Raw genomic sequence first — 14,109 nt, 5'->3', positions numbered from 1 at the left:
ACATCCGTCGACATGACTTCCATGGCGAATGGAACTACACCATTTCGCCAAACACACCGACCAGATTGAAGCGATAATTTATCAACAGACCCTAACCCCACCGGAAGACTGGCGCACCTCCGCCGCCTTCCGGGCGCTGAACCCCATGGTGCGGGTGCCCGTGCTGGTGCTGGACGATGGCCGGTCCATCCCGGAATCGGCCGTGATCGTGGAGTATCTGGAGGACGCTTTCCCCGCCGTCCCCCTGCGCCCCGCCGACCCGGTGGACCATGCCCGCGTGCGCCTGCTGATCGCGGTGGCGGACAACTACGTGATGCGCGAGACCTTTCCCCTGTTCGGCCTGTTCGACGGCAAGACGCCGGATGAGGACGCCATCCAGGCGCAACTGGCGAAGCTGGACAGTGGCATCGGCCTGCTGAACGGTTTGCTGGCCGAGGATGCCGCGCGTGGCCCCTTCGCCTTCGGTGGCCGGGTCAGCACCGCCGACGCCTGGCTGGTGCCGGTGCGCTATACGCTGGAGGGCCTGATGCGCTTCTCCGGCCGCACCCACCTGCTGGACCGCCACGCGGCGGTTGCCGGTTACGCCCGGTCCCTGCGCGAAAGCCCGGCGCTGGCCCGGGTATGGGATGAGATGGAGGAAGGGTTGCGCCAGTTCATGGCCCGGCGCGCCGACGCCTAGGGCCAGGCGCATAAGATATCCAAGCCGCCCCATCCCTGGGGGAAAGACGGGGAAAAGGCGGTGACGCTGTGGTAGGACGGATGCCAGGTCGCCGGCCCTGATGTGGCCGGCCAAAAACATCCGGGACAGCTTCACCATGGTCAGCCGCCGCCATTTCCTTGCCGCCGCGTCCACGCTTCCTCTCTCCGCCGCCCCCCTCACGGCCCGGGCTGCCGCCCCGTCCGGCACTGACGACCTCGCCGCCCTGACGTCGTTGACCACGGGTGCCCAACCCATCACGGTGGAGGAACGGCGGGCCCGCATCGCCAAGCTGCAGGACCTGATGGCCCGCCGGGGCATCGCCGCCTTCCTGGTGGAATCGGGCAGCAGCCTGGACTATTTCACCGGCATCCGCTGGCACCGCTCCGAACGCACCACCGCCGCCCTGATCCCCGCCAAGGGCCAGGTCATCGTGGTGACCCCGGCGTTCGAGGAGCCCTCGGTGCGCGAGACCCTGCAGGTGGGCGGAGACGTCCGCGCCTGGGACGAACATGAAAGCCCCTTCCAGCGCCTGGCCCAGGCCCTGAAGGACAGCGGCGTCCCGGCGGGCAAGGTGGCCGTTGAGCCCACCACCCGCTTCTTCATCATCGACGGCATCCGCCAGGTGACCAAGGACTACGACCTGGTGTCCGGCGACGCCCTGGTGCGGGCCTGCCGCATGCACAAGTCGCCGGCGGAGCTGGCCCTGATGCAGGTGGCCAACGGGGTGACGCTGGCGGCCCTGCGGTACGCCCACGCCCATGTGCGGCCGGGCATGCGCGCCGCCGACATCGCCGCCCTGGTGGACACCGCCACGGCGGCCCTGGGCGGCCGGCCCGAATTCTCCCTGGTGTTGCTGAACGAGGCCAGCGCCTATCCCCACGGCTCGATCCAGCCGGAGGTGGTCAAGGACGGTTCCACCGTGCTGCTGGACGTGGGCTGCGCCGTGCACGGCTATCAGTCCGACATCTCCCGCACCTGGGTCTTCGGCACGCCCAGCGCCCGTCAGCGCAAGGTGTGGGACACGGTGAAGCGCGGGCAGGAGATCGCGCTGGAAACCGCCAAGCTGGGCATTCCCGTGGGTGACATCGACAAGGCCGTGCGCCGCTATTACGAGGGGGAAGGCTGGGGCCCCGGCTATCGCCTGCCCGGCCTGTCGCACCGCACCGGCCACGGCATCGGCCTGGACGGCCACGAATCCCCCTACCTGGTGCTGAGCGACACCACGCCGCTGGAGCCCGGCATGTGCTTCTCGGACGAGCCGGGGCTGTACATCCCCGGTGAGTTCGGCATCCGGCTGGAGGATTGCTGGCACATGACGGAAACGGGCCCGAAGCTGTTCACCCCCCTGGCGACCTCCCTCGACCAGCCCATCTGAGCCTTACTTCCCCCCCATCCAGCACATGTTCCTCCAGCAGGAACCTCAGTCCCCGGTCCCAGGACTCGTCCGTGTTGCCGCGGATGTCGACGCTGCCGCCCTTCAGTACCTGGCCGGTGGCGGCGTCGCGGATGCTGATGTTCAGGTTCAGGATCAGGTTGCTGACCTTCTGCACCCAGGCGATGACGGCCACCCTGGCCCCCGCCTGGGTCGCGATCTCCAGCGCGCAGGGCGGGCAGTCGCGCGGCGCCGGTTTCGCCGCCAGCGTGGCCGCCCAGGGCGCCATGTCGACCAGGGCATAGCGTCCCGAGCGCGCCAGCGCCGCCCGCAACGCCTGCCCTAGCCGCGCCACCCGCGCCGTCTCTTCCGCCATGGTGTCGGCGGGGGAGCTGTTGACGAACTGCACGTCGAACACGGCGGTGGGCGGGGGCCCCTTGGGCGTGGGATCGGCCCAAGCCGGCCCCGCCAGCAGCATCCCCACCAACGCCATCCATCCCACGACCGTGCCCATCAGCGCCTCCCGGGTTTGGGCCGCAGCATGGCGCGAGCGCGGGCGGAAGGCAGGATGGACTTTGGGTGGAGGCCAGAATCTCCGGTAGGTCCATCAACGCGCGCGTGCGCACCGCGGAGGGTCACCAGTGAGGAGATTTCCTTCTCCTCCCATGACGCCTTCAAGAAGACCGGCCTCTCCATCGACGAGATCGACGCGTTGGAGAAGAGGTACGGCCCCGCTGGCCCTGGCGACGACTGTCACCCCATCGTCTCACGCGGGCCGCGCCAACCTTGCCGCCACCTCCTCCTCAATGCAGCGCAGCGTCGCGCGGATGGGGGCGGACGCCGTCATGTCGCTGTGCACCACCAGCCACATGTCGCGCGACAGGACGGGCGGGCCGGGCACGGCGGCCAGGCGCGGGTCGTTCGCCGCCATGAAGTCGGGCAGCAGCGCCACGCCGATGCCGCTGGCGGCGGCGGCCTGCTGAATCTCCACGGTATTGCCCTGGAAGACGGTGGGCCGGCCGGCCGCCAACCCTTCCAGCACCTGTTGCTGCGGGGACTGGTCCAGGGGGGCGGCGCTGCCGATGAAGACCCAGCCGGCGGGCGCGGTGGCCGCCAAATAGGCAGGCGTGGCGTAGAGGTGGAAGGGCAAGGGCACCAGCTTCCGCGCCGTGAGGTCGCCCTCCGTCGGCCGGCTCATGCGCACGGCGATGTCGGCCTCCCGCCGTTCCAGCGAGGCGCTGCGCACTTCCCCCAGCAGGGTCAGCGTCAGGGCCGGGTGGCGCTGGCGCAGGGCGGCCAGCACGGGCGCCAGCAACAGCACGGCCAGGGCCGGCGGGGCGCTGATGGTGACGGTGCCGGCGATGTCGGACCGGGCGCCGTCGGCCAGGCGGCGCACCGTCCGGGCGTCCCGGGCCATGCGGTCCGCCACGGCGGCGATGCGCTCCCCCTCCGCCGTCAGGGCCAGGCGGCGGCCACGCCGGTCCACCAGCTTGAGGCCCAGCGCTTGTTCCAAGGCCGCCACCCGCCGGGCCACGGTGGCATGCTCCACCCCCAGCGTGCGGGCCGCCGCCGACAGGGTGCCGCCCGTGGCCAGCGCCGCGAAATGGCGCAGATCCTCCCAGTCCATGGCCCTGTCCACCGCGCCGCCTTCCGTTAATTTTCGCACATAGGTTGGCAAGATTTCGGGAATTTTCTCACGACGCATACGGCACGACAATCACGGTCATCATCGCATCCGCTTTGAAGGAGGCCCGACATGAGCCGCGCCGATACGCATTCTCAGGACGCACATCCCCCTGGCACCGATTCCACCGATATCGTGGTCACCATCGCCGCCCCGGGTGGCACCGACCAGTTGCGCATCACGCCGCGCGGTCCCCAGGCGCCGGGGGCGGGCGAGGTGCGCCTGCGCCACCAGGCCATCGGCGTCAACTTCGTCGACACCTACCACCGCCGGGGCCTGTACCCCCTGCCGGGTGGCGTGCCGGGGGTGGAGGGCGTGGGCGTCATCGAGGCGCTGGGCGCAGGCGTCACCGGCCTGGCGGTGGGCCAGCGCGTGGCCTATGCCGGGACGGCTGGCGGCTATGCCAGCACCCGCCTGCTGCCTGCCGACCGCGCGCTGCCCCTGCCCGACGCCGTGTCCAGCCGGGACGCCGCCGCCTCGCTGCTGCGTGGGCTGACGACGCAGATGCTGCTGACCGCGACCCACGCCGTGGGCGCCGACACCGTGCTGCTGGTCTCCGCCGCCGCCGGCGGCCTGGGCATCATGGTCACGCGCTGGGCCCGGCGGCTGGGCGCCCGGGTCATCGGCACCGTCAGCACGGCGGAAAAGGCGGCCCTGGCCCGCCATCACGGCGCCGACGCCGTCATCGTCGGCCGCGATGCCAATGTGGTGGCGGAGGTCGCCTCGCTGACCGGTGGCCGGGGCGTGGATTACGCCATCGATGGCGTGGGCGGCGACACCCTGCTGAGGTTCATCGCCGCCACGCGGGCGGGGGGCACGGCGGCCAGCATCGGCCGGGCCGGCGGCCCGGTTCCGGTGGAAGCGGCGGAGGGTTTGGCCCGCGACCGGGGCGTGACCTTCACCCGCCCCAGCATCCTCGCCCGCCTGGCCGACATGGGCGTCTACCACGCGGCCGCCGACGAGGTGCTGGCCCAGTTGGCGCGGGGCCTGACCGCCGACATCGGCGGCAGCTATCTGCTGGCCGAGGCGGGACGGGCCCACGCGGCGCTGGAGGCCGGCGGTACGACGGGGGCCTTGCTGCTGATGCCGTGACGCCCGGACGGTCGACCACCCGATCGATCGCCCAATCGATCACCCAACTGCCCGGATGGCCCGTCCCCCCTTCGGGGGCGGGCCATCGCCGTTTCACGGGGACAGGCCGATGCCGACGCCCCAGGTGCGCAAGCGGCCCCCGGCGCCGCTGTCTATCTCCCACCAGCCGGTTGCTAAACCATGAGCATCTCTATAGATTTTAAAAAATAGTGGAGCTGGCGCGCGCCATTTGGCCGCCCGACAAACTCATTTCTTCTTCTGGCTTTTACACACCGCAAACCAAGCAAAAGGAATTTGTGTAATGGATCCGCAGTGGATGACGCTGTCAAATACGTTCAAGAAATATAATCTTGGCTGCGGCACCATGCTGTACCGTGGATTCCTTAATATCGGATATTGGCCAAATTTACAAAATGGCGGTGTGTACCAAAATTTCAACAAAACCGACGGTACATTCATGATGAACCATGATCTTAGGGAAGGAATACCTGCCCTTGATGGTTCACTTGATCTGATTTACCATAGCCATTTCCTGGAGCACATCAGCTACACCGACGGCATCACTTTCCTGAAGGAATGCTATGCGAAGCTGGCCGACGGCGGAAAGATGCGCATCCTGGTTCCCGACCTGGAGAAATGGGCGAAGGCTTACGTCAACAACGACCGCTTCTTCCTTGAGGAATACGTGAAGGAAGCGCTCGATCCCGCCCTATACGTGACCAACGCCGCCATCTTCATGGGCATGCTGCACAATCACGACCATCGGTGCGGTTATGACTTCGACACCCTGAAATGGGTGCTGGAGCATGTGGGCTTCACCCACGTCAAGAGAACGCTCTACGCCAGCAGCGAGTACGTGGAGAACATCTTCGAGATCGAACCGCAGCAGCCGGTGCGCATCATGGAAAGCCTCTGCGTCGAGTGCCGGAAATGAGGCTTCGATAAAAGGGAACCCACGGAGGGGCGCCAACACCGTAAGACGCCGCTGACGTGTTTGTCCTCCTGTGATGGAATCCAAGCGGGCGCCCAAAATAAGGGCCGCCCTGATGCTCCGACAGTACCGTAGCCCTGGTACACTTGGCCCCTGTCGCAAGGAAGGTTCGGCGGATTCCGTTTCCAGCCGTCGCTTCGAGGAAGCCCGCCTGCACGCGCGCTTCCTTTCGCGGCGTTGCCTAGTCTGGTGCCGAAAGAGTCCGCATACCTATTTTGGCAGGAACGGCCAAGCACACACGAAAAACGGGAATGCCCGTTGACTTTATGTTCTCCCTATGTTCCGATGTGTTGCATAAGAACACGGGCGGCTTTGCCCATACGTTCAGCAATTTACGATAGGTGCTGGGGGGTGCGGGGTGAATGAATAAGAAGAAGACAGTTATCCTTGGAGGGATGGCGATCATTGCTGTGATCATCGCCATCCTGTGCACACAGATAACAATATTCGTGATCCAGCCCATCGGATCCATTCCCGATGGAAAAACGCTGGTCGTTTCCAGACTGAATAAAATGCAATTCGTCGATAGCGCCGACGCGATGTGTGACCGCATTCAAGGCGGCGTCAGCCTGCTGTGCCGCAGCATGCTATTGGGCACGGTTGCCCGGAACGCGACCATCTATCTTCGCCTGCCCTACAGCAAATGGCTGTACGACATTTCCACCGGCGGCAAGGAATTTGACGGATAGGATCCACAAATGATTGGGATTTGGATAGCTGCCGCCTTGATCGGCATCATTCCCGCCTATATCGCCCACACTAAAGGTCGATCATTCTTCTTGTGGTGGTTATATGGGGCCGCATTCTTCATAATTGCCATCATCCACGTCCTGCTCATTTCCCCGAATGTCGCGGAAGTTGAACAGCGGCAGTTGGATAATGGCATGAAAAAGTGCCCGCATTGCGCCGAGCTCGTTAAGGCGGACGCCAATGTTTGCCGCTATTGCGGTCGTGACCAGCACATCGGGACCGCCAGCGCACCACCCGTCTGACGAGTGGGTGCACAGGCACCTAATCGGCATTGCCGCGCCGGCGTAGCTGGACTGTCCAAGCCCACCCCCGATCAAACCTGCGGACGGAGGCACTTGGCGCTCAAGGGTCGCATGCTGCATTTGGACAGTCGCGACCAAGTGCCGTTGGCATCAATCGCTGAACTGCTTGCAGGAAATGGCGGAGAGGGTGGGATTCGAACCCACGGTACCATCGCTGGTACAACGGTTTTCGAGACCGCCCCGTTCGACCGCTCCGGCACCTCTCCGTATCCATTCCCGTGTCCGGCCCCCGTTTTGCTGTCGAACGGGAAAGGGGCCGGCTGGCGAAGCGGCGCGGAACGTAGCGGATGCGGATGGCCAGCGCAAGCGCTATATGTGCGAAAAGTTTCAGGCGCGGCGGGGCTTCCAGCTGGCGATGACGGCACCGGCAATGATGAGCAGGCAGGAGGCGGCGACCACGCCGCTGGGCTGGGCCCGGCCGGCCAGGATCAACAACAGGGTGGACATCAGCGGTGTGGCGTAGCTGAGGGCGCCCAGGGTGTGGATGTCGCCCTTCTTCATGCCGATGTCCCAGACGAAGAAGGCCGCCCCCACGGGGCCCAGGCCCATCAGCGCCAGCAGGGCCCACTGCCCGGCGTCGGGCACCACTGTCGCCTCCAACCCCCAATGGCAGAGGGCCGACAGGGCCGCCGTGGCCAGGCAGAAGAAGGCCACGGCGTCGGTGGGAACCGCCCCCAGCAGGCGCGACAGGGTGGAATAGGCGCCCCAGGTGACGGCGGCCGCAGCCGCAGCCAGGAAGCCCGGCAGATAGGCGGGGTCGATGGCGATGCCCCGGCCGCCGGTCACCAGCAGGCCGGTGCCGGCCAGCCCGACCAGGGCACCCAGCACCGGGCGGCGGCCCAGGCGCTCCCCCGGCAGCAGCCCGGCGAACAACACGATCAACAGGGGCCACAGATAGTTGATGAGGTTGGCCTCCGCCGCCGGCGCCGACTTCAGCGCCAGGAAATAGAGGAAGTGATAGCCGAACAGTCCCCCCACCCCCAGCAGCCAGGCGATGGGCGGCTGCCGCAGGGCCATCCAGGGTGAGCGGCCGCGCGCCGCCATCCAGGCGATGCCGAGCACGCCGGCCACGGCGAAGGCCACCGCCTCGATCTCGAACGGCGGGATAGGGCCGGTCAGCGTGGTCAGCAGCGCCAGGGTGGACCACAGCAGGATGGCGCTGGCACCGATGAGGGTGGCCCGCCGCGCGGTCATGCCGCCGGCCGCCACCGCCTCGCCACCCCCCACCGTGCCGTCCATGCTCATTCCCCCAGCACCGTGGTTTGGCGCGCCGCCCAGCCCATATCCACCACCGCCCTGATCGACGGCCATGTCACCAGACGCTCGCAGGCCTCACGATCAGCCCACAGCGCCGCCGCCGCGTCATCGCCGGCCTGGGGTTCCCCGCCCGCATACTCCGCCATGATTTCCACGATGGTGAAGTGGAAGCGCACGCGGGGCTCCACCTCCGGCCCGGCACCCTGGGGACGCGGGTCACGGGTGATGCCGTCCACCGCCGTCAGCACGGTGTAGGGCCGGCAGGCGATGGCGGTTTCCTCCCGCACCTCGCGCGCCGCCGTCTGGAACAGGGTCTCGCCCAATTCCTGGCTGCCGCCCGGCAGGCACCATTCGCCGGCCAGGGGCGCCTTGGCCCGACGGATCAGCAGCAGCTGCTCCCCCTTCCACACCAGCACGCCGACACCCACGCGGGGCTGGTCGGGATAAAGATGCGGTGAGGCGGACGGCTGGTCGGACATGCGGCACCCATGACAAAGGGCGGGCCCGTCACCGGACCCGCCCCTGTCATACCTCAAAGCACGCGCCTCAGGCTAACCCCTGTAGCCACACCAGTGCCAGCCAGCCCCTAGGACGCGATCGCGTCCGCCGGAGTTTTCCGGGGAGCGGGGCGGACTGGAAAACGAGGATAGCCAAGCGGCCGGATGGCCGCGCCCGGCGCCCGAGGGCATCAATACATGTGCTGGCCGCCGTTGATGGACAGCGTGGAGCCGGTGATGAAGCCGGCGTCGTCCGCCACCAGGAACAGCACGCCGCGGGCGATCTCCTCCGCCTTGCCCAGGCGGCCGACGGGGATCTTGGCGACGATCTTCTCCAGCACGTTGGGCGGCACGGCGCGCACCATGTCGGTGTCGATGTAGCCCGGCGCGATGGCGTTGACCGTCACACCCTTGCCCGCGCCTTCCTGCGCCATGGCCTTGGTGAAGCCATGGATGCCGGATTTGGCGGCGGCGTAATTCACCTGGCCGTACTGGCCGGCCTGGCCGTTGATGGAGCCGATGTTGACGATGCGGCCGAAGCCGCGCGCCCGCATGCCGTCGATGGCCACGCGGCAGGTGTTGAAGCAGGAGGCGAGGTTGGTCTGGATGACCTCGTTCCACTGCTCGAAATCCATGCGGTGCAACACGCCGTCGCGGGTGATGCCGGCGTTGTTGACGATGATCTCGATCGGGCCCAGTTCATGCTCGATCTTGGCCATGCCGTGCCGCACATCCTCGAAGCTGGCCACGTCGAAGCGATAGGCGGGAATGCCCGTCCGCTCTGTGAATTCGCGCGCCTTCTGCTCGTTGCCGCCGTAGTTGGCCGCAACCTTGTAGCCGGCGTCCCTCAGCGCCACCGAGATGGCTTCACCGATGCCGCGGGTACCACCCGTCACCAATGCAACACGCGCTGTCATCTAATCCTCCCCTTTTTCACGAGTCAGAATACGACCATGGAGCATCACGCTTCAGGAGGATCGGCATACGCCCGGCATCCCGGCCCCCCACCCTCGACCGGCGCGATCATTCCACGCCAACCCCAGGTAAAACCTAGATGGTTGCGCGACCGGAAAGATCACTTCCGATCGCGCAACCGCATCAGTCAGTCACGGGCCACGCACATGGCGATGCCCATGCCGCCGCCGATGCACAGCGTGACCAGGCCCTTCTTGGCGTCGCGCTTCTGCATCTCATGCAGCAGGGTCACCAGCACGCGGGCGCCCGAGGCGCCGATGGGGTGGCCCAGGGCGATGGCGCCGCCGTTGACGTTCACCTTGTCGTCGGGCCAGCCCATGTCCTTGTTCACGGCGCAGGCCTGCGCGGCGAAGGCCTCGTTGGCCTCCACCAGGTCCAGGTCAGCCACGGTCCAGCCGGCGCGCTGCAGCGCCAGCTTGCTGGCCGGGATGGGCCCCGTGCCCATGATGGACGGGTCGACGCCGGCGGTCGCCCAGGAAACGATGCGGGCCAGCGGCTTCACCCCGCGCTTGGCGGCGTTCTCGGCCGTCATCAGCACCAGCGCCGCGGCGCCGTCATTGATGCCCGAGGCGTTGCCGGCGGTGACGCTGCCGTCCTTGGCGAAGGCCGGGCGCAGCTTGGCCAGCGTCTCGGCCGTGGTGCCGGCCTTGGGGTATTCGTCCGCCTCGACCACCACGTCGCCCTTGCGGCCGGGCACGGTGACGGGAACGATCTCATCCTTGAAGCGGCCGGCCTTCTGCGCGGCCTCGGCCTTCTGCTGGCTGCCGGCGGCGAAGGTGTCCTGGGCCTCGCGGGAGATTTCCCACTTCTTGGCCACGTTTTCGGCCGTCGTGCCCATGTGATAGTTGTTGAAGGCGTCCCACAGGCCGTCCTTGATCATGGTGTCCACCATGCTGGCGTCACCCATCTTGGTGCCGTTGCGCAGGTGGATGGCGTGCGGGGCCTGGCTCATGCTTTCCATGCCGCCGGCCACCACCACCTCGGCCTCGCCCAGGCGGATGGCCTGGAAGCCCTGGGCCACGGCGCGCAGGCCGGAGCCGCAGACCTGGTCCAGGGTATAGGCGGTGCGTTCCACCGGCACGCCGGCGGCCACGGACACCTGGCGGGCGCTGTTCTGGCCGGTGGCGGCCTTCAGCACATGGCCCAGCACGACCTCGGACACCTCGGCGGCGTCGACATGGGCGCGGCGCAGGGCCTCGGTGACGGCCACAGTGCCGAGAGCGACAGCCGACAGGCTGCCGAGGGCGCCGTTGAAGCTGCCGATGGGCGTGCGCGCGGCGCCGGCGATGACCACTTCGACCATGATGTTCCTCTCTTCCCGAACGATTTCATGCCCCGTCTATCATAGGGCGGCCCGCCCCACCGGCGCCCCTGTCAAGGTTAACGGGGCCGGCGGGAAAGGCGGTGGAAATTCCGGTGGGGGCGGCCTTTCGTCATCCCCCGCCCCTACTCTTGGCCATTTACCAATCCGGGCGCAAGCATGCTCGCCGGCCGCCGCACCACCAAAGCGCGAAACACCCTTGCGCGCGACCGCACCCTTGCGTCGAAACTTAACTTGCGCCAACGGGCGGCGCCCTGATTCGGATCAAACGCCGCGTGCGGTGCCCCCCCTGTGACATCGCGCACTTGGCATTTGCGTCGAAGCTATTATATTGAGTGCTCACTCACTCTTTTTTCTGGTGGTTCCCATGGCCCGGCCCAAAAGCGAAGAGAAGCGCGACGCCATCCTGGCGGCGGCGGTCCGGGTCATCGCCGACCAGGGCCTGGGCGCCCCCACCGCCCGCATCGCCAGCCTGGCCGGCGTGGCGGAGGGCACGCTGTTCACCTATTTCGCCACCAAGGATCTGCTGTTGAACCAGTTGTACCTGGCGCTGAAGGCGGACCTGCGCCAGGCCTTGATGACCGCCTATCCGGCCAACGACCCGCTGCGCGACCGCGTGCGCCACGTCTGGGATCGCTATATCGACTGGGGCGTGCGCGGTCCGGCGCAGCGCCGGGCCATGGCGCAGTTGATCGTGTCGGACCGCCTGACGCCCGAGACGCGGGCGCTAGGCAGCGAGGGCTTCGCCCGCATCGACAGCATGATGCGGGAGGGCGTGGCCCAAGGCCTGCTGCGGGACCAGCCGCCCGACTTCGTGGCCGCCATCCTGACCTCGCTGGCGGAAACCACCATGGACTTCATCCTGCGGCAGCCGGACAGCGCCGAGCGTTACCGCGCCGCCGGTTTCGACGCCTTCTGGAACGCCCTCAGCCGCTGACCGCCGAGGCGTATGCACCGGGTCCTACCCGATCCTTGCCCGATAAATGAGTGATTAGTCGCTCAATTTCCCCACCCACAACGGAGTTCTGATCATGAGCACCCTTTCCAAGGTTTGGCTGGTCACCGGCAGCGCCGCCGGGCTGGGCCGCGATATCGCCGAGGCTGTGCTGGCCGCGGGCCATCGCCTGGTGGCCACCGCCCGCCAGCCGGAGCGGCTGGCCGACCTGAACACCCAATATAGCGACCGGGTGCGCACCCTGGCGCTGGACGTGACCGACGCGGCGGCCGCCCGCGCCGCCGTGGCCCTGGCGGTGGAGGCCTTCGGCCGCCTGGACGTGGTGGTGAACAACGCCGGCTATGCCGATGTCGCCCCGTTCGAGCAGATGGATCTGGAGGTCTTCCGCGCCCAGATCGACACCAACCTGATGGGCGTGGTGAACGTCACCCATGCCGCCCTGCCGGTGATGCGGGCCCAGCGGTCCGGCCACATCCTGCAGGTGTCCTCCGTCGGCGGGCGGCTGGGCCGGCCGGGGCTCAGCGCCTACCAGGCAGCCAAATGGGCCGTGGGTGGCCTGACGGAGGTGCTGGCGGGCGAGGTCAACCCGCTGGGCATCCAGATCTGCGCCCTGGAGCCCGGGGGCATGCGCACGGGCTGGGGCACGCGCTCGCTGCGCGACACGCCGGCCATCATGCCGGACTACCAGGCCTCGGTGGGCGCGCTGGTCGATATGTTCAAGCCCTATATCGGCAATGAGGCCGGCGACCCGGCCAAGATCGCCCAGTTGATCCTGCGCCTGGCCGACCACCCCACCCTGCCCCCGCACCTGCTGCTGGGCAGCGACGCCCTGCATTACTTCGGCCTGGCCGATGGCGAGCGGGCGACCCAGCTGGCGGCGTGGGAGGCGGTCAGCCGCTCCACCGACGTGGCCTATGACGGTCCCGTCCCCGCCCTGCCGGAGACGGCGCCCCAGGCGCCCCTCACCCCGCCCAGCCGGTCGTGAGACCTCGACAAAAGGAGACTAAAATACCGTACGGGATTCAGTCCCTGAATCCCGTACGGCCATTCAAATCGAAAATAATTATCTCCTATATGTCTTTCCCGAGCCCCGAGAGACCCGGAAAAACGACCCGAAGACTCAATCAGGCTTGAAGCAACGGCTGGACAGCACCTGGTCATTACCGGTGGTCTCGCTCGTCGACGCGTTATACGAGGGCGGCGGCGTCACACTGTAATCGTCGGAGCCAATGAACGGATTGTCAAAATAGAAGCTGAAATGGCCGTCCGGAATTGAATAGATGACTGTTCCTTCATCACCCGTCGCAAAGCCGTCCGATTCCGCACGGAAGCTTCCGCTTTCACCACTCTTGATGACGTTCGGCGCGCTAACGGCGAAGACACCGCCGGTCGCGGTGGCGGAGACCAAGGTAAAATCGAACGCGGTGGCGTTCAGGATAGTCCAGGTCGTGCTGCGAGCAGCCATTGTTTCCTCCATGAAATCTGATGAGCTGGCGCTACATACACCTTAGATTGTCTAAATGGTGTTGCGCGTCGCCAATATACATCTCTTGAGGGCGCAATATTTAAGTTTTGCATACTTCTGATTGCGTATAGGCGTGATGCCACGCGGCAGTCGGGACGCAGTCCCTTTCCACCTGTGCCCAGGATGATAACGTTTGGTCAAATCCACACGTCGTTCAGCGCCGTTCGCGCGCCAGCACCACTGTCGCCGGTGTTGACCACGCCGCGCGGTTCGATCAGCAGCAGCTTCACCTCCGCCTGGGCGGAGGGCTTGTGCTCCACGCCCTTGGGCACCACGGCCATCTCGCCGGGGCCCAGCGTGATGGCGCCGTCGCGAAAGTCCAGGCGCAGCATTCCCTCCAGCACGATGAAGGTCTCATCCGTGTCGGCGTGGGCATGCCAGAGGAAGTCGCCCTCAAGGCGCGACAGCTTGAACTGATAGTCGTTCATTTCCGCCACCACCTTGGGCTGCCACTGCTCGGTGAACAGGGCGAACTTGTCGGCGAAGCGAACGGGGGTGGGCGGCATGACGGTTCTCCGGGTTGACGAGGCCCGCACCATGCCGGCCCGCCCGCCGGCCGGTATTGGACGTTCGTGCGGGACGGAACGGAACGCATCGGGTAGGGGGAAGGTTCACACCTCCCCCCTCCCACACCACCGTACGTACGGTTCCGTATACGGCGGTTCATGAAGCGTGGTTTAGGCGTTGA

16 protein-coding genes and 1 tRNA gene are annotated in these 14,109 nt (G+C 66.9%); 8 read left to right on the top strand and 9 right to left on the bottom strand.

The genetic code is table 11. From position 1 onward, the window contains the following. Positions 1 to 28: 28 nt before the first annotated feature. Both FBZ89_RS30025 and FBZ89_RS30020 read left to right on the top strand, forming a co-directional pair. Positions 29 to 679: a glutathione S-transferase family protein gene (locus FBZ89_RS30025; protein WP_145754718.1), complete on the top strand. Its 651-nt coding sequence runs from the start codon at positions 29 to 31 to the stop codon at positions 677 to 679. A 100-nt stretch (positions 680 to 779) separates the two neighbouring features. Continuing rightward, on the top strand, positions 780 to 2,075 hold the full coding sequence (locus FBZ89_RS30020; protein WP_246173040.1) for a M24 family metallopeptidase: 1,296 nt from the start codon (positions 780 to 782) through the stop codon (positions 2,073 to 2,075). Here FBZ89_RS30020 and FBZ89_RS30015 read toward each other — a convergent pair. Together FBZ89_RS30015 and FBZ89_RS30010 are read right to left on the bottom strand one after the other, a co-directional pair. After that, entirely contained in the window at positions 2,038 to 2,586 is a 549-nt protein-coding gene (locus FBZ89_RS30015; protein WP_145754716.1) for a DUF3280 domain-containing protein, read from the bottom strand. The two genes, FBZ89_RS30020 and FBZ89_RS30015, sit on opposite strands and share 38 nt — an antisense overlap. 252 nt (positions 2,587 to 2,838) lie before the next feature. After that, on the bottom strand, positions 2,839 to 3,699 hold the full coding sequence (locus FBZ89_RS30010) for a LysR family transcriptional regulator (RefSeq protein ID WP_145754715.1): 861 nt from the start codon (positions 3,697 to 3,699) through the stop codon (positions 2,839 to 2,841). A gap of 129 nt (positions 3,700 to 3,828) precedes the next feature. Here FBZ89_RS30010 and FBZ89_RS30005 point away from each other — a divergent pair, with 129 nt between their 5' ends. From FBZ89_RS30005 to FBZ89_RS29990, 4 genes are all read left to right on the top strand, one after another. Next, the gene (locus FBZ89_RS30005; RefSeq protein WP_145754713.1) at positions 3,829 to 4,848 is read left to right on the top strand and encodes a quinone oxidoreductase family protein; all 1,020 of its coding nucleotides are present in this window, start codon (positions 3,829 to 3,831) and stop codon (positions 4,846 to 4,848) included. A gap of 301 nt (positions 4,849 to 5,149) precedes the next feature. Then, on the top strand, positions 5,150 to 5,782 hold the full coding sequence (locus FBZ89_RS30000) for a class I SAM-dependent methyltransferase (protein ID WP_145754711.1): 633 nt from the start codon (positions 5,150 to 5,152) through the stop codon (positions 5,780 to 5,782). A 419-nt stretch (positions 5,783 to 6,201) separates the two neighbouring features. Next, on the top strand, positions 6,202 to 6,528 hold the full coding sequence (locus tag FBZ89_RS29995; RefSeq protein ID WP_145754710.1) for a hypothetical protein: 327 nt from the start codon (positions 6,202 to 6,204) through the stop codon (positions 6,526 to 6,528). Between the two features lie 36 nt (positions 6,529 to 6,564). Then, the gene (locus FBZ89_RS29990; RefSeq protein ID WP_211115418.1) at positions 6,565 to 6,831 is read left to right on the top strand and encodes a zinc ribbon domain-containing protein; all 267 of its coding nucleotides are present in this window, start codon (positions 6,565 to 6,567) and stop codon (positions 6,829 to 6,831) included. Between the two features lie 176 nt (positions 6,832 to 7,007). Here the strand turns inward: FBZ89_RS29990 and FBZ89_RS29985 are convergent. The 5 genes from FBZ89_RS29985 to FBZ89_RS29965 all read right to left on the bottom strand — a co-directional run bounded on the left by FBZ89_RS29985 (position 7,008) and on the right by FBZ89_RS29965 (position 10,923). Further along, positions 7,008 to 7,097 (bottom strand) — tRNA-Ser (locus tag FBZ89_RS29985). A gap of 121 nt (positions 7,098 to 7,218) precedes the next feature. Beyond that, complete coding sequence (yddG, locus tag FBZ89_RS29980; protein ID WP_342780661.1) at positions 7,219 to 8,136, bottom strand: aromatic amino acid exporter YddG; 918 nt, start codon at positions 8,134 to 8,136, stop codon at positions 7,219 to 7,221. Beyond that, positions 8,133 to 8,627: an NUDIX hydrolase gene (locus tag FBZ89_RS29975; RefSeq protein WP_145754709.1), complete on the bottom strand. Its 495-nt coding sequence runs from the start codon at positions 8,625 to 8,627 to the stop codon at positions 8,133 to 8,135. The genes yddG and FBZ89_RS29975 overlap by 4 nt, the downstream gene beginning before the upstream one ends. 209 nt (positions 8,628 to 8,836) lie before the next feature. Continuing rightward, on the bottom strand, positions 8,837 to 9,562 hold the full coding sequence (phbB, locus tag FBZ89_RS29970) for an acetoacetyl-CoA reductase (RefSeq protein WP_145754707.1): 726 nt from the start codon (positions 9,560 to 9,562) through the stop codon (positions 8,837 to 8,839). Between the two features lie 185 nt (positions 9,563 to 9,747). Continuing rightward, entirely contained in the window at positions 9,748 to 10,923 is a 1,176-nt protein-coding gene (locus FBZ89_RS29965) for an acetyl-CoA C-acetyltransferase (protein WP_145754705.1), read from the bottom strand. A 385-nt stretch (positions 10,924 to 11,308) separates the two neighbouring features. Between FBZ89_RS29965 and FBZ89_RS29960 the strand changes: the two genes are divergently transcribed. Together FBZ89_RS29960 and FBZ89_RS29955 are read left to right on the top strand one after the other, a co-directional pair. Continuing rightward, on the top strand, positions 11,309 to 11,878 hold the full coding sequence (locus tag FBZ89_RS29960; RefSeq protein WP_186457664.1) for a TetR/AcrR family transcriptional regulator: 570 nt from the start codon (positions 11,309 to 11,311) through the stop codon (positions 11,876 to 11,878). A gap of 94 nt (positions 11,879 to 11,972) precedes the next feature. Next, positions 11,973 to 12,881 carry an SDR family NAD(P)-dependent oxidoreductase gene (locus FBZ89_RS29955; protein WP_145754702.1) on the top strand — a complete coding sequence of 303 codons (909 nt, stop codon included), beginning with the start codon at positions 11,973 to 11,975 and terminating at the stop codon, positions 12,879 to 12,881. 135 nt (positions 12,882 to 13,016) lie between these two features. Here the strand turns inward: FBZ89_RS29955 and FBZ89_RS29950 are convergent, their stop codons facing one another. Together FBZ89_RS29950 and FBZ89_RS29945 are read right to left on the bottom strand one after the other, a co-directional pair. Continuing rightward, a complete protein-coding gene (locus FBZ89_RS29950; protein WP_145754700.1) occupies positions 13,017 to 13,361 on the bottom strand; it encodes a hypothetical protein in 345 nt (114 codons plus the stop codon). Positions 13,362 to 13,558: 197 nt separating this feature from the next. Next, positions 13,559 to 13,927 carry a cupin domain-containing protein gene (locus FBZ89_RS29945; RefSeq protein WP_145754698.1) on the bottom strand — a complete coding sequence of 123 codons (369 nt, stop codon included), beginning with the start codon at positions 13,925 to 13,927 and terminating at the stop codon, positions 13,559 to 13,561. Positions 13,928 to 14,109 lie beyond the last annotated feature (182 nt).

The organism is Nitrospirillum amazonense (assembly GCF_007828045.1).
GTDB classification, from domain to species: domain Bacteria; phylum Pseudomonadota; class Alphaproteobacteria; order Azospirillales; family Azospirillaceae; genus Nitrospirillum; species Nitrospirillum amazonense_C.
The sequence above is the reverse complement of the archived record's forward strand: the minus strand, read 5'-3'. Positions and strand labels throughout refer to the sequence as shown.